This window comes from Streptomyces sp. 142MFCol3.1 (genome assembly GCF_000424945.1).
GTDB classification, from domain to species: Bacteria; Actinomycetota; Actinomycetes; order Streptomycetales; family Streptomycetaceae; genus Streptomyces; species Streptomyces siamensis.
This window is the reverse complement of record NZ_AUKV01000019.1, coordinates 124,810-142,915: the sequence shown is the minus strand read 5'-3', so window position 1 is coordinate 142,915 and position 18,106 is coordinate 124,810. Positions and strand designations below refer to the sequence as shown.

The window sequence follows — 18,106 nt, the reverse complement described above, 5'->3', positions numbered from 1 at the left end:
GCTGATCAGTCCCAAACCACCCAGAAGGGCGTTCCTGTGACATATCCGGGGCCGCCCCGACCGGTTCACGTCTCCGCCACACCCCTCGCGGAGCTCGCCGATCAGCTGGGGACCACCACCCCGGCGTCGACCGCGGAGGTCACCGGCATCACCCATGACTCCCGCGCCGTGCGCCCGGGAGACCTGTACGCCGCGCTGCCCGGCGCCCGTCTGCACGGCGCCGACTTCGTGCCCCAGGCCGCCGGCCTCGGTGCCGTCGCCGTGCTGACCGACCCGACCGGCGCCGAGCGCGCCGCGGCCACCGGCCTGCCGGTGCTCGTCGTCGACGACCCGCGCGGACGGATGGGCGAACTGGCGGCCACCATCTACGGCCACCCCGGGCGCGAGCTGCTCCAGATCGGGATCACCGGCACGTCCGGAAAGACCACGACGGCGTACCTCGTCGAGGGCGGTCTGAAGACGGTCCGCAGCACCGGCCTGATCGGCACGGTCGAGATGCGCATCGGCGACGAGCGCATCAAGTCCGAGCGCACCACCCCCGAAGCCACCGACCTCCAGGCGCTGTTCGCGGTGATGCGCGAGCGCGGCGTCGAGGCGGTCGCGATGGAGGTCTCCAGCCACGCGCTGGTCCTCGGGCGCGTCGACGGCTGTGTCTTCGACATCGCCGTCTTCAACAACCTGAGCCCGGAACACATGGAGTTCCACTCCGACATGGAGGACTACTTCCGGGCCAAGGCGCAGCTGTTCACGCCGAAACGCAGCAGACTCGGCGTCGTCAACCTCGACGACGAGTACGGGCGCAGGCTGGCAAAGGAGGCCACCGTCCCGGTCGTCACCTTCTCCGCCGAGGGTCACCCCGACGCCGACTGGCGCGCCGAGGACGTCGAAGTCGGGCCCATGGACTCGACTTTCACCGCCGTCGGCCCCAAGGGCGAGCGGATCACCGCCAGGTCGCCGCTCGCGGGCCCCTTCAACGTGGCGAACACCCTCGCCGCCGTCGTCGCCCTCGCCGTCGCGGGGATCGACCCGCAGGACGCCGCCGACGGCGTCGCCGCGGTGCCGGGCGTACCCGGCCGCCTGGAGCGGGTGGACGCCGGCCAGCCCTACCTCGCCGTCGTCGACTACGCCCACAAGACGGACGCGGTCGAGTCCGTCCTGCGCGCCCTGCGCAAGGTCACCACCGGTCAGCTGCACGTCGTGCTCGGCTGCGGCGGCGACCGCGACAAGACCAAGCGGATGCCGATGGGCGCGGCCGCGGCCCGGCTCGCCGACACCGCCGTACTGACCTCCGACAACCCTCGTTCCGAGGACCCCCTCGCGATCCTCGCCACGATGCTCGCGGGCGCCGCCGAGGTGCCGGCGCACGAGCGCGGCGAGGTCCAGGTCTTCGAGGACCGTGCCGCCGCCATCGCCGCCGCGGTCGCCCGCGCGCAGCCGGGCGACACCGTGCTGGTCGCGGGCAAGGGCCACGAGCAGGGCCAGGACATCGCCGGGGTGGTCCGTCCGTTCGACGACCGCCAGGTGCTTCGCGAAGCTATCCAGCAGACCCAGGGATGAACTTGTGATCGCCCTCTCTCTCGCCGAGATCGCAGCAGTCGTCGGCGGGCAGACGCACGACATACCGGATCCGTCGGTACAGGTCACCGGACCGGTCGTCAGAGACTCCCGTGAGGTGGAGTCCGGCAGCCTCTTCGTCGCCTTCGCCGGCGAGCGCGTGGACGGCCACGACTTCGCCGAGGAGGTCGTCGAGGCGGGCGCGGTCGCCGTGCTGGCGTCCCGCCCCGTCGGCGTGCCCGCGATCGTCGTCGCGGACGTCCAGGCGGCGCTCGGCGCGCTCGCCCGGCACGTCGTGGAACGCCTCGGCGCGACCCTCGTCGCCCTCACCGGCTCGGCGGGCAAGACCAGCACCAAGGACCTGATCGCCCAGGTGCTGCGGACCAAGGCGCCGACCGTCTTCACGCCCGGCTCGCTCAACAACGAGATCGGCCTGCCGCTCACCGCGCTCAGCGCCACCGAGGAGACCCGTTTCCTCGTCCTGGAGATGGGCGCCCGCGGCATCGGCCACATCAGCTACCTCGCCGGCCTGACGCCACCCAAGGTCGGCCTCGTCCTGAACGTCGGCACCGCCCACATCGGCGAGTTCGGCGGACGCGAGCAGATCGCACAGGCGAAGGGCGAACTCGTCGAGAGCCTCCCGGAGGACGGCGCGGCGATCCTCAACGCCGACGATCCCCTCGTCCGCGCCATGGCCTCCCGGACGAAGGCGCGCGTGATCCTCTTCGGTGAGTCCGACGAAGCGGACGTACGCGCCGAGAACGTCCGTCTCACGGACAGCGGACAGCCCGCCTTCAGCCTTCGCACACCCTCCGGGTGCAGTGACGTGACCATGCGCCTGTACGGTGAGCACCACGTGTCGAACGCGCTCGCCGCGGCCGCCGTCGCCCATGAGCTGGGCATGTCCGCAGACGAGATCGCCCGCGCGCTCTCCGAGGCGGACTCCCTCTCCCGCTGGCGGATGGAGGTCACCGAGCGTCCGGACGGCGTGACGGTCGTCAACGACGCCTACAACGCGAACCCCGAGTCCATGCGAGCCGCCCTGCGCGCGCTCGTGGCCATGGGCAGGGGACGTCGTACGTGGGCGGTGCTCGGCCAGATGGCCGAGCTCGGGGACGAGGCGCTCGCCGAGCACGACGCGGTCGGGCGGCTTGCCGTCCGGCTCAACGTCAGCAAGCTCGTCGCGGTCGGGGGCAGGGAAGCGTCCTGGCTGCAACTGGGCGCATATAACGAGGGTTCGTGGGGTGAGGAGTCGGTGCACGTGTCCGACGCACAGGCGGCTGTCGACCTGTTGCGCAGCGAGCTGCGCCCGGGGGACGTCGTACTCGTGAAGGCGTCCAGGTCGGTCGGGCTCGAACGGGTGGCGCAGGCGCTGCTCGACAGCGGCCTCGAGGGTGAGGTTGCCGCCCGATGATGAAGCAGATCCTGTTCGCAGGAGTCATTGGCCTGTTCCTGACGCTGGTCGGCACTCCGCTGCTGATCAAGCTCCTGGCCCGCAAGGGTTATGGCCAGTACATCCGCGACGACGGCCCGCGCGAGCACCACAGCAAGCGCGGTACGCCGACCATGGGTGGTATCGCCTTCATCCTCGCGACGATCATCGCGTACTTCCTGTCGAAGGTGATCACCGGTTACGCGCCCACGTTCTCCGGCCTGCTGGTGCTCGGCCTGATGGCGGGCATGGGCCTGGTCGGCTTCCTGGACGACTACATCAAGATCGTCAAGCGGCGCTCGCTGGGTCTGCGCGCCAAGGCGAAGATGGCCGGACAGCTGATCGTGGGCATCGCCTTCGCGGTCCTGGCCCTCCAGTTCGCCGACAACCGAGGGAACACCCCGGCCTCCACGAAGCTCTCCTTCGTCCAGGACTTCGGCTGGTCCATCGGCCCGGTGCTCTTCGTGGTCTGGGCCCTGTTCATGATCCTGGCCATGTCCAACGGCGTGAACCTGACGGACGGTCTGGACGGTCTCGCCACCGGCGCGGCGACGATGGTCTTCGGTGCCTACACCTTCATCGGCGTCTGGCAGTTCCAGGAGTCCTGCGCCAACGCCGCGACTCTCACGAACCCGGCCGCCTGCTACGAGGTGCGCGATCCGCTGGACCTCGCGGTCGTCGCCTCCGCCCTGATGGGCGCCTGCTTCGGCTTCCTGTGGTGGAACACCTCGCCGGCCAAGATCTTCATGGGTGACACCGGCTCGCTGGCCCTCGGCGGAGCGCTCGCCGGTCTGGCGATCTGCTCCCGCACGGAGCTGCTGGTCGCGCTCCTCGGCGGTCTCTTCGTCCTCATCACCATGTCGGTCGTGATCCAGGTCGGGTCCTTCCGGCTGACCGGCCGACGCGTCTTCCGCATGGCACCACTCCAGCACCACTTCGAACTCAAGGGGTGGTCCGAAGTCCTTGTGGTGGTCCGCTTCTGGATCATTCAGGGCATGTGCGTCATCGTGGGACTGGGCCTCTTCTACGCGGGATGGGCAGCCAAGAAGTGATCGACTGGCAGGGCAAGAACGTCACCGTCGCCGGGCTCGGCGTCTCCGGCATCCCGGCGGCCAAGGCGCTGCACGGCCTCGGCGCGGTCGTCACGGTCGTCAACGACGGCGACGACGAGCGCTCCCGGGCCCAGGCCGCGGAGCTGGAGGCGCTCGGTGTCACCGTGCGCCTCGGTGACGGCGCGACCCTGCCGGAAGGCACCGAACTGATCGTGACCGCACCCGGCTGGAAGCCGGACAAGCCACTGTTCGCCGCGGCCGCCGAGGCGGGCGTCCCGGTCTGGGGCGACGTCGAACTCGCCTGGCGGCTGCGCGGCCGGGACGGCAGAGAACCAGCGCCGTGGCTGGCGGTCACCGGCACCAACGGAAAGACCACCACCGTCCAGATGCTCGCCTCCATCCTGGAGGCGGCCGGACTGCGTACGGCGGCGGTCGGCAACATCGGCGTCTCGCTGCTGGACGCGGTCCTCGGCGAGGAGACGTACGACGTCCTCGCGGTGGAGCTGTCGAGCTATCAGCTGCACTGGGCGCCCTCGCTGCGCGCCCATTCGGCCGCCGTGCTGAACCTCGCGCCCGACCACCTCGACTGGCACGGCTCCATGGAGGCGTACGCCGCCGACAAGGGCCGTATCTACGAAGGCAATCGGGTCGCCTGTGTCTACAACGTCGCCGACAAGGCGACCGAGGACCTGGTGCGCGAGGCGGACGTGGAGGAGGGCTGCCGGGCGATCGGCTTCACGCTCGGCACGCCCGGGCCGTCCCAACTCGGCGTCGTGGAAGGCATCCTCGTCGACCGCGCCTTCGTCGAGGACCGGCACAAGAACGCCCAGGAGCTCGCGGAGGTGGCGGACGTCAATCCGCCCGCCCCGCACAACATCGCCAACGCCCTCGCGGCGTCGGCCCTGGCGCGCGCCTTCGGTGTGCCCGCCCGGGCGGTGCGCGACGGACTGCGCGCATTCCGCCCGGACGCGCACCGCATCGCGCACGTCGCCGACGTGGACCAGGTCGCCTACATCGACGACTCCAAGGCCACCAACACGCATGCGGCACAGGCGTCTTTGGCCGCCTACGAGTCGATCGTGTGGATCGCGGGCGGCCTCGCCAAGGGTGCGACCTTCGACGAGCTGGTCGCCAGGTCGGCGAAGCGGCTCCGGGGCGTCGTCCTGATCGGCGCGGACCGCGCACTGATCGGCGAAGCGCTCGCGCGACACGCCCCGGAAGTACCCGTCGTCGACCTCGACCGGACCGACACTGGGGCGATGCTCGCGGCGGTCCGGGAGGCCGCGCGGCTCGCCGGGCCGGGTGACACCGTTCTGCTGGCGCCGGCCTGTGCGTCCATGGACATGTTCGCCAACTACAACAAGCGCGGTGACGCTTTCGCGGAGGCGGTTCGCGAACTCGGCGCCGCGAGCGCCTGACGGCGGGTCCGGCCGACCCGGGCGCCCGGGACCCTTGGGAGCGACGCGTGACGCCATCCTGGTCGGTACCTCGTCTGCGGCTTCGGGCCGGCGGCACGGCGCCGTGGGGGCCCTTCCCGCCCTGCGGGGCGCCCTCCCGCGGCACGGGGGGTGCCGGCCGTGCCGAGTAGCCGTACGGGCCGCCCCCCGATCCAGCGCGCGCCGCGACGGCCGTCCGGCGCCCGGCCCCCGCGCGACAACCCCGTCCGCCGGTTCTACCTGCGCGCCCGCAAGGCCTGGGACCGGCCGCTCACCGCGTACTACCTGATCCTGGGCGGCAGCCTGCTGATCACCGTGCTGGGCCTGGTGATGGTCTACTCGGCCTCGCAGATCACCGCGCTGCAGCTCTCGCTGCCGGGTTCGTACTTCTTCCGCAAACAGTTCCTGGCCGCCCTGATCGGCGGTGTGCTCATGCTGGTCGCCTCGCGGATGCCGGTGAAACTGCACCGGGCGCTGGCGTACCCGATCCTGGCGGGCGCCGTCTTCCTGATGGCCCTGGTGCAGGTGCCGGGGATAGGGGTCTCGGTCAACGGCAACCAGAACTGGATCTCCGTCGGCGGCCCGTTCCAGCTCCAGCCCAGCGAGTTCGGCAAGCTCGCGCTCGTGCTGTGGGGCGCCGACCTGATCGCCCGCAAACAGGACAAGCGGCTGCTGGCCCAGTGGAAGCACATGCTGGTGCCGCTCGTGCCGGTGGCCTTCATGCTGCTCGGGCTCATCATGCTCGGCGGCGACATGGGAACCGCGATCATTCTCACGGCGATCCTCTTCGGGCTGCTGTGGCTGGCGGGAGCGCCCACCCGGCTGTTCGCCGGCGTGCTGGCCGTCGCCGCGACCATCGGTGTCATCCTCATCAAGACCAGCCCGAACCGCATGGCCAGGCTCGCGTGCATCGGCGCCACCGATCCGGGGCCGGGCGATCACTGCTGGCAGGCCGTGCACGGCATCTACGCCCTCGCCTCCGGCGGACTCTTCGGTTCCGGCCTGGGCGCCAGCGTGGAAAAATGGGGCCAACTGCCCGAAGCGCACACCGACTTCATCTTCGCCATCACCGGGGAGGAACTGGGTCTGGCGGGGACGCTGTCGGTACTCGCCCTCTTCGCGGCTCTAGGCTATGCGGGTATCCGCGTGGCCGGACGCACGGAGGACCCCTTCGTGAGGTATGCCGCGGGAGGCGTGACCACCTGGATCACGGCCCAGGCCGTGATCAACATCGGTGCGGTGCTCGGTCTGCTGCCGATCGCCGGAGTCCCGCTCCCGCTGTTCTCCTACGGGGGTTCCGCCCTGCTGCCGACCATGTTCGCCATCGGGCTGCTGATCGCCTTCGCACGCGACGAGCCCGCTGCGCGGGCGGCGCTTGCCATGCGGCAACCCCGCTTTGGTAGAAAGCGTGCTGCGGTGAGAGGCTCCGCGGGGACCGCGGGGCCTCGGAGATGGAACACGATGCGACGGCGTGCCGGCACGGCGCGTTCGTCCGGAGAGCGGTGAATTTCGGTGCATGTCGTACTCGCCGGCGGGGGGACCGCCGGCCACATCGAGCCAGCGCTCGCCCTCGCGGACGCCCTGCGCAGGCAGGACCCGACCGTGGGGATCACGGCCCTGGGCACGGAGCGCGGTCTGGAGACCCGCCTCGTACCGGAGCGCGGCTACGAACTCGCGCTGATTCCCGCCGTGCCGCTGCCACGCAAGCCCACGCCCGAGCTGATCACCGTCCCCGGGCGGCTGCGCGGCACCATCAAGGCGGCCGAGCAGATCATGGAGCGCACCAAGGCGGACGCCGTCGTCGGCTTCGGCGGGTACGTCGCCCTGCCCGGCTACCTCGCGGCCAAGCGCCTCGGCGTGCCGATCGTCATCCACGAGGCCAACGCCCGTCCCGGCCTCGCCAACAAGATCGGCTCGCGGTACGCCGCCCAGGTCGCCGTCTCCACGCCCGACAGCAAGCTCCGTGGGGCCCGCTACATCGGCATCCCGCTGCGCCGCTCCATCGCCACCCTCGACCGGGCCGCCGTGCGCCCCGAGGCCCGCGCCGCGTTCGGGCTCGACCCCAACCTGCCGACGCTGCTGGTCTCCGGCGGCTCGCAGGGCGCCCGCCGCCTCAACGAGGTCGTCCAGCAGGCGGCGCCCTACCTCCAGCAGGCGGGCATCCAGATCCTGCACGCGGTCGGCCCGAAGAACGAACTGCCGCAGGTACACCAGATGCCGGGGATGCCCCCGTACATCCCGGTACCGTACGTGGACCGGATGGACCTCGCGTACGCCGCGGCCGACATGATGCTCTGCCGCGCGGGCGCGATGACCGTCGCCGAACTCTCCGCCGTCGGGCTGCCCGCCGCGTACGTCCCGCTGCCCATCGGCAACGGCGAACAGCGGCTGAACGCCCAGCCGGTGGTCAAGGCCGGCGGCGGGCTGCTGGTCGACGACGCGGAGGTGTCGCCCCAGTGGGTGCAGCAGAACGTGCTCCCCGTGCTCGCGGACCCGCACCGGCTGTACGAGATGTCCCGCGCCGCCGGCGAATTCGGCCGCCGGGACGCCGACGACCTGCTCGTCGGCATGGTGTACGAGGCGATCGCCTCTCGCCGCCACTAGGACCGCATGAGGGAAGGCAGGGAGCGTGGCCGGACCGAGCACCGCCGAGCGCGGCGAACGGCAGAAGCAGGAATCCGGCCCGCCCCGGCCGCCCCGTGTCGGGCGGCTGCGTCGCCCTCGTAAGCTCATCATCCTTTTGGTCTCCGTGGTGTTGGCCGGGGCCGCGTCCGTCTGGGTCCTCTACGGCTCCGAGTGGCTGCGCGTGGACCGCGTGACGGTGTCGGGGACGCAGGTGCTGACGGCGGACCAGGTGCGCAAGGCGGCCGACGTTCCGGTCGGGTCCCCGCTGATTTCTGTCGAAACAGACGCGATTGCGGCACGCTTGCGGCGTGAATTGCCCCGAATTGACTCGGTTGACGTCGTCCGTTCCTGGCCGAACGGAATCGGGCTGAAAGTGACCGAGCGCACCCCCGTCCTGATTATCGAAAAAGGCACAAAATACGTCGAAGTGGACGTCAAGGGTGTGCGATTCGCGACGGTTTCCGACGCTCCGAGGGGCGTGCCCGCACTGGAATTGAAGGTCTCCCGGTCGGTCGGCCTGCGCCGCTTCGGCACCGACCGGCTGGTGCGCGAGGCGGTGCGGGCCGCGGGCGACCTCCCGGCCGCCGTCGCCCGCGACACGAGCACCGTCAAAGTCCGTTCCTATGACTCGATCCGGCTGGAGTTGAAGGGTGGCCGGACCGTCGACTGGGGCAGCGGCGAGAAGGGGCGCGCCAAAGCCAGGGCGCTCACCGCTCTCATGAAAGCCGTTCCCGGCGCCCGGCACTTCGACGTCAGCGTTCCCACCGCCCCTGCGTCATCGGGGAGTTGACGCACATCTGCGCAGGCCAGCACCCTAGTTGGGCAGCGCTACGGCTGATCACATAGGGTGAAAAGAAAAACGGGAGGTTCGGCGTGTTCGTTGAACGTGCGCCACTTGTCGACTTAGTGTCCTGTTCGGAAGAGTCCAAGGAACAGACACACTGGTAACCCTAAACTTCAGCGTTAGGGTTCGGGTCGGCGTTCGGACCGTCCCAATTCGGCATCAGCCGTCGGAGCGCGGAGCACCCGTGAGACGACGGCAACGTAATTCGAGGCGAGAGGCCTTCGACGTGGCAGCACCGCAGAACTACCTCGCAGTCATCAAGGTCATCGGTGTCGGCGGCGGTGGTGTCAATGCCATCAACCGGATGATCGAGGTCGGTCTCAAGGGTGTCGAGTTCATCGCCATCAACACCGACGCACAGGCGCTGTTGATGAGCGACGCCGACGTCAAACTCGACGTCGGCCGCGAACTCACCCGCGGACTCGGCGCCGGCGCCAACCCGGCCGTCGGCCGCAAGGCCGCCGAGGACCACCGCGAGGAGATCGAAGAGGTCCTCAAGGGGGCCGACATGGTCTTCGTGACCGCCGGTGAGGGCGGCGGCACCGGCACCGGCGGCGCACCCGTCGTGGCCAACATCGCGCGCTCGCTCGGCGCCCTGACCATCGGCGTGGTCACGCGCCCGTTCACCTTCGAGGGACGGCGCCGCGCCAACCAGGCCGAGGACGGCATCGCCGAACTCCGCGAAGAGGTCGACACCCTCATCGTCATCCCGAACGACCGACTGCTGTCCATCTCGGACCGCCAGGTCTCCGTCCTCGACGCCTTCAAGTCGGCGGACCAGGTCCTGCTCTCCGGCGTTCAGGGCATCACCGACCTCATCACCACGCCCGGTCTGATCAACCTCGACTTCGCGGACGTCAAGTCCGTCATGTCCGAGGCCGGTTCGGCACTCATGGGCATCGGCTCGGCCCGCGGCGACGACCGGGCCGTCGCGGCGGCCGAGATGGCGATCTCCTCGCCGCTCCTCGAAGCCTCCATCGACGGCGCGCGCGGCGTGCTGCTCTCCATCTCCGGCGGCTCCGACCTCGGCCTGTTCGAGATCAACGAAGCCGCCCAGCTGGTCAGCGAGGCCGCCCACCCCGAGGCCAACATCATCTTCGGTGCGGTCATCGACGACGCCCTCGGCGACGAGGTGCGGGTCACCGTCATCGCCGCCGGCTTCGACGGCGGCCAGCCCCCGGCCAAGCGGGACAACGTCCTCGGGTCGTCCACCGCGAAGCGCGAGGAGCCGGCACCGGTGCGGTCCACCGAGAGCCGCCCGTCCTTCGGTTCGCTCGGCAGCGTCACGCCGAAGGAGGCCGCTCCGGAGCCGGCCCCCGAGCCGGTCGGCGAGATCCAGGCCCCGCCGCCGGTCCCGCCGTCCCGCTCCTACGCCGACAGCCCGGCCGAAGAGCTGGACGTGCCGGACTTCCTGAAGTGATAGGGCAGCGCTCCCGAACGAGCACAGTGAGCGGCGCGCACTTCGCCTTCACCGACCGGTGGGGCGGGGTGAGCGCCGTTCCGTACGAGGAGCTCAACCTCGGCGGTGCGGTCGGCGACGACCCCGCCGCCGTGCGCTCCAACCGTGAACTGGCCGCCGAGTCACTGGGACTCGACGCGGCCCGGGTGGTCTGGATGAACCAGGTGCACGGACCGGACGTGGCCGTCGTCGACGCGCCGTGGGGGGACCGCCCCGTGCCCGAGGTCGACGCGATCGTCACCACGCGGCGCGGTCTCGCCCTCGCCGTGCTCACCGCGGACTGCACGCCCGTGCTGCTCGCCGATCCGGTGGCCAAGGTCGTGGCCGCCGCCCACGCGGGACGGCCCGGCACGGTGGCCGGAGTCGTCCCCGCGGCCGTGCGGGCCATGGTGGAACTGGGCGCCGAGGCGGGGCGGATCGTCGCCCGGACCGGACCCGCGATCTGCGGACGCTGCTACGAGGTGCCCGAGGAGATGCGCGCCGAGGTCGCCGCGATCGAGCCGGCGGCGTACGCCGAGACCAGCTGGCGCACCCCCGCGGTCGACGTGACCGCCGGAGTGCACGCGCAGTTGGAGCGGCTCGGGGTGAGCGACCGGGAGCGGTCGCCGGTGTGCACGCTCGAATCGCAGGACCACTTCTCGTATCGCCGCGACCGCACGACGGGGCGGCTCGCGGGCTATGTCTGGCTGGACTGATGGGGCATGACAGAACGTAAGGCTCAACTCGCCGCGAATCTGGCGAAAGTGGAGGAGCGCATCACGGCCGCCTGCAAGGCGGCCGGGCGGGAGCGCGAAGAAGTGACCCTGATCGTGGTCACCAAGACCTACCCCGCGAGCGATGTGCGGATCCTGTCGGAACTCGGTGTGCGTCACGTCGCCGAGAACCGCGACCAGGACGCGGCACCCAAGGCCGCGGAGTGTTCGGATCTGCCCCTCTCGTGGCATTTTGTCGGTCAGTTGCAGACCAACAAGGTGCGTTCCGTGGTCGGTTACGCACATGTCGTGCAGTCCGTCGATCGTCCCAAGCTCGTCACAGCCTTGTCGAAGGAGGCGGTGCGGGCGGAGCGCGAAGTGGGGTGCCTGATCCAGGTCGCACTGGACGCCGAGGAGGGCGGCCGGGGTGAGCGCGGAGGTGTGGGAGTCGCGGGAATCGAAGAGTTGGCCGACCTCGTCGCGGACTCCCCGGGGCTGCGACTCGACGGTCTGATGACCGTCGCGCCGCTCACCGGACCGTTCGCGGGACGTGAACAGGCGGCGTTCGAGCGGCTGATGGATTTGTCGACTGTCCTGCGCAGCGCTCATCCGGCTGCGAACATGGTCTCGGCAGGGATGAGCTCGGACCTCGAACAGGCCGTGGCGGCCGGAGCGACACATGTACGCGTCGGTACTGCGGTACTCGGAGTCCGACCCAGGCTCGGGTAACGTCGCCAAGAAGTCGGACCACAGCAGAAAATATGGTCATTTCCGCCACAGGCGGGCATAACGACCACGTGGATCGCGGGCACTTGGCAATTCGTCAGCCGATCCACCACAGAGCGGAGGACTCAGAGCATGGCCGGCGCGATGCGCAAGATGGCGGTCTACCTCGGCCTCGTGGAGGACGATGGGTACGACGGCAGGGGCTTCGACCCCGACGACGACTTCGAGCCCGAGCTCGACCCGGAGCCCGAGCGGGACCGGCGACGGCATGAACCGTCACACCAGTCACATCAGGCACACCAGTCCCAAAGGGACGATTCGGTGCGAGTGGTGCAGCCTCCGGCGCCGCGCGATCCGGTGCCCCATTCCGCTTCGCTCCCCGCGGAATCCGGGCGTCCGGCGCGAATCGCCCCCGTGGCATCCATCACACAAGAACGTCAGAGCCTGGAGAAGAACGCGCCGGTGATCATGCCCAAGGTCGTGTCCGAGCGAGAGCCGTACCGGATCACCACGCTGCACCCCCGGACCTACAACGAGGCCCGTACCATCGGGGAACACTTCCGTGAAGGCACCCCGGTGATCATGAATCTGACTGAGATGGATGACACAGACGCGAAGCGACTTGTCGACTTTGCGGCCGGTTTGGTGTTTGGTCTCCACGGCAGCATCGAGCGGGTGACGCAGAAGGTGTTCCTGTTGTCGCCTGCTAACGTCGATGTCACGGCGGAGGACAAGGCCCGCATCGCAGAGGGCGGGTTCTTCAACCAGAGCTGAGACGCAGGACCGGAAACAAAGCTGGGAAACAGGGGAGAGGGAAGCACGGATCATGAGCGTGGTCGGGCAGGTTCTCTACATCGCGCTGATGTGTTTCCTCATCGTGCTGATTTTCCGGCTTGTCATGGACTACGTCTTCCAGTTCGCCCGCTCATGGCAACCCGGCAAGGCGATGGTGGTCGTTCTGGAGGCCACCTACACTGTCACCGATCCACCGCTCAAGCTTCTGCGGCGGTTCATCCCGCCGTTGCGTCTCGGGGGCGTGGCGCTCGACCTGTCCTTCTTCGTACTGATGATCATCGTCTACATCCTGATCTCCGTCGTGAGCCGGCTGTGAACGATACGGTCTTGCCGAATGCCGACGACTACGTTGAGGTGAAGAGATGCCGTTGACCCCCGAGGACGTGCGGAACAAGCAGTTCACGACCGTCCGCCTCCGAGAAGGCTATGACGAGGACGAGGTCGATGCCTTCCTCGATGAGGTCGAAGCCGAACTGACGCGCCTGCTGCGCGAGAACGAGGACCTGCGCGCCAAGCTGGCCGCCGCCACGCGTGCCGCCGCGCAGAACCAGCAGCAGGGCATGCGCAAGCCGCCCGAGCAGCAGGACCAGCAGCAGGGTCCGCCGCAGGGCATGCGAGGTCCCGGCGCTCCTGTGCCCGCCGGCATATCGGGCCCGCCGCAGCAGCAGATGGGTGGCCCCATGGGTGGCCCGCCCCAGCTGCCGAGCGGTGCACCGCAGCTGCCCGCGGGCCCCAGTGGCCAGGGCGGTCCGCAGGGTCCCGGCCCGATGGGTCAGGGTCCGATGGGTCAGGGTCCGATGGGCCAGGGTCCGGGTCACGGCCAGATGCAGCCGCAGATGCAGCAGCAGATGGGCGGCCCGATGGGCGGTCCCATGGGTGGCCCCATGGGCGGTCACGGTCCGCAGATGCCGCAGCAGGGCCCCGGTGGCGACAGCGCCGCGCGTGTCCTCTCGCTGGCTCAGCAGACCGCCGACCAGGCGATCGCCGAGGCCCGTTCCGAGGCCAACAAGATCGTCGGTGAGGCCCGCAGCCGCGCCGAGGGTCTGGAGCGGGACGCCCGTGCCAAGGCCGACGCGCTGGAGCGGGACGCGCAGGAGAAGCACCGCGTCGCGATGGGCTCCCTGGAGTCCGCCCGCGCCACGCTGGAGCGCAAGGTCGAGGACCTGCGCGGCTTCGAGCGCGAGTACCGTACGCGACTGAAGTCCTACCTGGAGTCGCAGCTGCGCCAGCTGGAGACGCAGGCGGACGACTCGCTCGCCCCGCCGCGTACCCCGGCCGCCGCGTCCCTGCCGTCGCCGTCCGCGCCCTCGATGGCTCCGGCCGGTGCGAGTGCGCCGTCCTACGGTGGCAACCAGGGCATGGGTGGAGCGCCGGCGCCGGCCGCGCCCTCCTACGGCGGGCAGCAGCAGATGTCGCCGGCCATGACCCAGCCGATGGCTCCGGTGCGGCCGCAGGGGCCGTCGCCGATGCAGCAGGCTCCCTCGCCGATGCGTGGGTTCCTCATCGACGAGGACGACAACTGACGGCCTCCAGTACGCCTTAGGCGTCGGCAGCGTTCAGGGCGGGGCCCCCGGGATACCGGGGGCCCCGCCCTTTTGCGTCCTCCCGCGGCGGCGGGCCTGTGCTCCAGCGGGCTCCTGCGGCGGCACGGACCGCGTTCTCTCGGCCCCCTCCGCCCCTGCCCGCCCCGTGTTTCCCGGGGGCTTCCGCCCCCAGATCCCGATCGGCCTGGACGGCCTCGTCCTCTAGCACCGGACGGGCTGAATTTCAGCCCCTCCGGCGTTTGAGGAGCGGGGGCCGGTCCCGGGGACGGGCCGGAGCGGAGGGGGCGAAAGAAAAGGGCCCCGGCATCCCCGGTCCGCCGCTGGGGAAGCGGGGGCCGGGGCGCCGGGGCCGGGGGTCCGGGGCGGGTTACGCCTTGCGGAGGCGGAAGGTCAGGGACAGGGACTCGTCCGTGAACGGGGCACCGTAGGCGTCGTCGGCCTCGCCCTGGGCGAAGTCCGTGGCGAGGACCTCGTCCGCGATGAGCCCGGAGTGCTCGGAGAGCGCCGCGATGACGGCCGGGTCCGTGGACACCCACCGCAGCGCGATCCGGTCGGCCACGTCGAGTCCGCTGTTCTTGCGGGCCTCCTGGATCAGCCGGATCGCGTCACGGGCCAGGCCCGCCTGCCGCAGCTCCTCGGTGATCTCCAGATCGAGCGCGACCGTGGCACCGGAGTCGGACGCCACCGACCAGCCCTCACGGGGGGTCTCCGTGATGATGACCTCGTCCGGGGCCAGCGTCACCGTCTCCCCGTCGACCTCGACCGACGCCGTGCCCTCACGCAGGGCGAGGGAGAGCGCCGCCGCGTCCGTCCCGGCGATGGCCTTCGCCACGGCCTGGACGCCCTTGCCGAAGCGCTTGCCGAGCGCCCGGAAGTTCGCCTTGGCGGTGGTGTCCACGAGTGACCCGCCGACCTCGGAGAGCGAGGCGAGCGAGCTCACGTTCAACTCCTCGGTGATCTGGGCGTGCAGCTCGGGGTCGAGGACATCGAAGCCCGACGCGGCGACCAGGGCCCGGGACAGCGGCTGGCGGGTCTTGACGCCCGACTCCGCGCGCGTGGCGCGGCCGAGCTCCACGAGACGGCGTACGAGCACCATCTGCCGCGACATCTCGGGGTCGATCGCGGACAGGTCCGCCTCCGGCCAGGAGGACAGGTGGACGGACTCGGGGGCGCCCGGCGTGACCGGGACGACCAGGTCCTGCCAGACCCGCTCGGTGATGAACGGGGTCAGCGGGGCCATCAGCCGCGTGACCGTCTCGACGACCTCGTGCAGCGTGCGCAGCGCGGCCTTGTCGCCCTGCCAGAAGCGGCGGCGCGAGCGGCGCACGTACCAGTTGGACAGGTCGTCGACGAACGCCGAGAGCAGCTTTCCGGCGCGCTGCGTGTCGTACGCCTCCAGCGCCTGCGTCACCTGGTCGGTGAGCGCGTGGAGTTCGGAGAGCAGCCAGCGGTCGAGCACCGGGCGCTCCGCCGGGGCCGGATCGGCCTCACTGGGCGCCCAGTCGGAGGTGCGGGCGTACAGGGCCTGGAAGGCGACGGTGTTCCAGTACGTGAGGAGCGTCTTGCGGACGACCTCCTGGATGGTGCCGTGGCCCACGCGACGGGCCGCCCACGGGGAGCCGCCGGCCGCCATGAACCAGCGCACCGCGTCCGCGCCGTGCTGGTCCATCAGCGGGATCGGCTGGAGGATGTTGCCCAGGTGCTTGGACATCTTGCGGCCGTCCTCGGCCAGGATGTGGCCCAGGCAGACGACGTTCTCGTACGACGACTTGTCGAAGACGAGGGTGCCGACGGCCATCAGCGTGTAGAACCAGCCGCGGGTCTGGTCGATGGCCTCGGAGATGAACTGCGCCGGGTAGCGGCTCTCGAACAGCTCCTTGTTCTTGTACGGGTAGCCCCACTGCGCGAACGGCATCGAACCCGAGTCGTACCAGGCGTCGATGACCTCGGGGACGCGGGTCGCCGTGCTGCCGCAGCCGTCCTGCGGGCAGGCGAAGGTGACCGCGTCGATGTACGGCCGGTGCGGGTCCAGGGCGGACTGGTCGGTGCCCGTCAGCTCGGTGAGCTCCGCGCGGGAGCCGACACAGGTGAGGTGGCCCTCCTCGCAGCGCCACAGCGGGAGCGGGGTGCCCCAGTAGCGGCTGCGGGACAGCGCCCAGTCGATGTTGTTGTTCAGCCAGTCGCCGAAGCGGCCGTGCTTGACCGACTCCGGGAACCAGTTGGTCTTCTCGTTCTCCTCGAGGAGACGGTCCTTGACCGCCGTGGTGCGGATGTACCAGGACGGCTGCGCGTAGTAGAGCAGCGCGGTGTGGCAGCGCCAGCAGTGCGGGTAGCTGTGCTCGTACGGGATGTGCTTGAACAGCAGGCCGCGGGCGCCGAGGTCCTCGGTGAGCTTCTCGTCGGCCTTCTTGAAGAAGACGCCGCCGACCATCGGGACGTCTTCCTCGAAGGTGCCGTCGGGGCGCACCGGGTTGACCACGGGCAGGCCGTAGGCGCGGCACACCTTGAGGTCGTCCTCGCCGAAGGCGGGGGACTGGTGGACCAGACCCGTGCCGTCCTCGGTGGTCACGTATTCGGCGTTCACCACGAAGTGCGCCGGAGCCGGGAACTCCACCAGTTCGAACGGTCGTTGGTAGTTCCAGCGCTCCATCTCGGTGCCCGTGAAGGACTCGCCGGTGGTCCGCCAGCCCTCGCCGAGGGCCTTCTCGACCAGCGGTTCGGCGACGACGAGCTGCTCCTCGCCGTTCGTGGCGACGACATAGGTGACGTCGGGATGCGCGGCGACGGCGGTGTTGGAGACGAGCGTCCAGGGGGTCGTCGTCCACACCAGGAGCGCGGCCCGGCCGGCCAGCGGACCGGAGGTGAGCGGGAAACGGACGTACACGGACGGGTCGACGACCGTCTCGTAGCCCTGCGCCAGCTCGTGGTCCGACAGGCCGGTGCCGCAGCGCGGGCACCAGGGGGCGACGCGGTGGTCCTGGACCAGCAGCCCCTTGTTGAAGATCTCCTTGAGCGACCACCAGACCGACTCGATGTACTCGGGGTCCATCGTGACGTAGGCGTCGTCCAGGTCGACCCAGTACCCCATGCGGGTCGTCAGGTCGGAGAAGGCGTCGGTGTGGCGCAGCACGGACTCGCGGCACCTGGCGTTGAACTCGGCGATGCCGTACGCCTCGATGTCCTTCTTGCCGCTGAAGCCGAGCTCCTTCTCGACCGCCAGCTCCACCGGCAGGCCGTGGCAGTCCCAGCCGGCCTTGCGGGCCACGTGGTAGCCGCGCATGGTGCGGAAGCGGGGGAAGACGTCCTTGAAGACGCGCGCCTCGATGTGGTGGGCGCCAGGCATGCCGTTGGCGGTGGGCGGGCCCTCGTAGAACACCCACTCGGGGCGGCCCTCGGACTGCTCAAGGCTCTTGGCGAAGATCTTCTGCTCGCGCCAGAAGTCGAGCACGGCGTGCTCGAGGGCGGGCAGGTCGACCTGGGCGGGCACCTGGCGGTACTGCGTCGGTTTCATCGGCGAGCTTCCTCCGGCGGACGTTCTGCCTTCCGTCGGAGGGACGAGAGCCTGTTCTGCTACGGACGCCGTGTGCGGCGCGCTCCCGCGGTACCACCCTCCTTGGCTCCCCGGAGCGCCGTTCGCACCAGTGAGCCCCCTCATTGGGGTCGCGATACCGGGTCTACTGGCCCCTGCGGGGGTGTTCTTCCGGCGGCTCCGGGGTGATCTTCACGTCGCGCTGACCCCCGGGCTTCCACCGTCCCCGGGTCGCTCCTGGCCGCGTACGCCGCTACTCGTCCCCATCCACGCTTCTCGCTCCGCCCAGTGTACGGCGCCGCGGGGACAGCGGCCGACCGGTTTACGGGGTGTCCGGGCGGCCCGCGCGGTGACCCGAATGGCGAGGCGGGACCGTCCGGATCCTGGGACGCGGGGCCCGGCGGATTACCCGCCGGGG

At 70.3% G+C, this 18,106-nt stretch carries 14 protein-coding genes; 13 read left to right on the top strand and 1 reads right to left on the bottom strand.

Going from position 1 to position 18,106, the window contains the following annotated elements; all coding sequences use genetic code 11:
• Positions 1-36: 36 nt before the first annotated feature.
• The 13 genes from H305_RS0127125 to H305_RS0127065 all read left to right on the top strand — a co-directional run bounded on the left by H305_RS0127125 (position 37) and on the right by H305_RS0127065 (position 14,138).
• Positions 37-1,557 carry a UDP-N-acetylmuramoyl-L-alanyl-D-glutamate--2,6-diaminopimelate ligase gene (locus tag H305_RS0127125; RefSeq protein ID WP_028803197.1) on the top strand — a complete coding sequence of 507 codons (1,521 nt, stop codon included), beginning with the start codon at positions 37-39 and terminating at the stop codon, positions 1,555-1,557.
• A gap of 4 nt (positions 1,558-1,561) precedes the next feature.
• Positions 1,562-2,968, top strand: a complete 1,407-nt coding sequence (locus H305_RS0127120; RefSeq protein WP_028803196.1) for a UDP-N-acetylmuramoyl-tripeptide--D-alanyl-D-alanine ligase — start codon at positions 1,562-1,564, stop codon at positions 2,966-2,968.
• Complete coding sequence (gene mraY, locus H305_RS0127115) at positions 2,965-4,038, top strand: phospho-N-acetylmuramoyl-pentapeptide-transferase (RefSeq protein ID WP_028803195.1); 1,074 nt, start codon at positions 2,965-2,967, stop codon at positions 4,036-4,038. Before H305_RS0127120 ends, mraY begins: the two co-directional genes overlap by 4 nt.
• Positions 4,020-5,456: a UDP-N-acetylmuramoyl-L-alanine--D-glutamate ligase gene (gene murD / locus H305_RS0127110; RefSeq protein ID WP_028803194.1), complete on the top strand. Its 1,437-nt coding sequence runs from the start codon at positions 4,020-4,022 to the stop codon at positions 5,454-5,456. Before mraY ends, murD begins: the two co-directional genes overlap by 19 nt.
• Before the next feature lie 159 nt (positions 5,457-5,615).
• Positions 5,616-6,980, top strand: coding sequence for a putative lipid II flippase FtsW (ftsW, locus tag H305_RS0127105; RefSeq protein WP_028803193.1), 1,365 nt, complete (start codon positions 5,616-5,618; stop codon positions 6,978-6,980).
• 6 nt (positions 6,981-6,986) lie between these two features.
• Positions 6,987-8,078 carry an undecaprenyldiphospho-muramoylpentapeptide beta-N-acetylglucosaminyltransferase gene (gene murG / locus H305_RS0127100; protein WP_028803192.1) on the top strand — a complete coding sequence of 364 codons (1,092 nt, stop codon included), beginning with the start codon at positions 6,987-6,989 and terminating at the stop codon, positions 8,076-8,078.
• 25 nt (positions 8,079-8,103) lie between these two features.
• Entirely contained in the window at positions 8,104-8,889 is a 786-nt protein-coding gene (locus H305_RS0127095) for a cell division protein FtsQ/DivIB (protein ID WP_028803191.1), read from the top strand.
• A gap of 280 nt (positions 8,890-9,169) precedes the next feature.
• On the top strand, positions 9,170-10,363 hold the full coding sequence (gene ftsZ, locus H305_RS0127090; RefSeq protein WP_028803190.1) for a cell division protein FtsZ: 1,194 nt from the start codon (positions 9,170-9,172) through the stop codon (positions 10,361-10,363).
• A complete protein-coding gene (gene pgeF, locus H305_RS0127085; RefSeq protein ID WP_028803189.1) occupies positions 10,360-11,097 on the top strand; it encodes a peptidoglycan editing factor PgeF in 738 nt (245 codons plus the stop codon). Before ftsZ ends, pgeF begins: the two co-directional genes overlap by 4 nt.
• 6 nt (positions 11,098-11,103) lie before the next feature.
• On the top strand, positions 11,104-11,823 hold the full coding sequence (locus tag H305_RS0127080) for a YggS family pyridoxal phosphate-dependent enzyme (RefSeq protein ID WP_028803188.1): 720 nt from the start codon (positions 11,104-11,106) through the stop codon (positions 11,821-11,823).
• A 129-nt stretch (positions 11,824-11,952) separates the two neighbouring features.
• Complete coding sequence (locus H305_RS0127075) at positions 11,953-12,594, top strand: cell division protein SepF (RefSeq protein ID WP_028803187.1); 642 nt, start codon at positions 11,953-11,955, stop codon at positions 12,592-12,594.
• 52 nt (positions 12,595-12,646) lie between these two features.
• Complete coding sequence (locus H305_RS0127070) at positions 12,647-12,931, top strand: YggT family protein (RefSeq protein WP_028803186.1); 285 nt, start codon at positions 12,647-12,649, stop codon at positions 12,929-12,931.
• Positions 12,932-12,977: 46 nt separating this feature from the next.
• Positions 12,978-14,138 (top strand): DivIVA domain-containing protein, encoded by a 1,161-nt coding sequence (locus H305_RS0127065; RefSeq protein WP_028803185.1) that lies wholly within the window; start codon positions 12,978-12,980, stop codon positions 14,136-14,138.
• 388 nt (positions 14,139-14,526) lie between these two features.
• Here the strand turns inward: H305_RS0127065 and ileS are convergent, their stop codons facing one another.
• Complete coding sequence (gene ileS, locus H305_RS0127060; RefSeq protein WP_028803184.1) at positions 14,527-17,670, bottom strand: isoleucine--tRNA ligase; 3,144 nt, start codon at positions 17,668-17,670, stop codon at positions 14,527-14,529.
• Positions 17,671-18,106 lie beyond the last annotated feature (436 nt).

Coding starts and splice junctions, on each gene's coding strand:
- mraY (WP_028803195.1), top strand. CDS start 2,965: ATGATGAAGCAGATCCTGTTCGCAGGAGTCATTGGCCTGTTCCTGACG.
- murD (WP_028803194.1), top strand. CDS start 4,020: ATGGGCAGCCAAGAAGTGATCGACTGGCAGGGCAAGAACGTCACCGTC.
- H305_RS0127080 (WP_028803188.1), top strand. CDS start 11,104: ATGACAGAACGTAAGGCTCAACTCGCCGCGAATCTGGCGAAAGTGGAG.
- H305_RS0127075 (WP_028803187.1), top strand. CDS start 11,953: ATGGCCGGCGCGATGCGCAAGATGGCGGTCTACCTCGGCCTCGTGGAG.
- H305_RS0127070 (WP_028803186.1), top strand. CDS start 12,647: ATGAGCGTGGTCGGGCAGGTTCTCTACATCGCGCTGATGTGTTTCCTC.
- H305_RS0127065 (WP_028803185.1), top strand. CDS start 12,978: ATGCCGTTGACCCCCGAGGACGTGCGGAACAAGCAGTTCACGACCGTC.
- ileS (WP_028803184.1), bottom strand. CDS start 17,670: ATGAAACCGACGCAGTACCGCCAGGTGCCCGCCCAGGTCGACCTGCCC.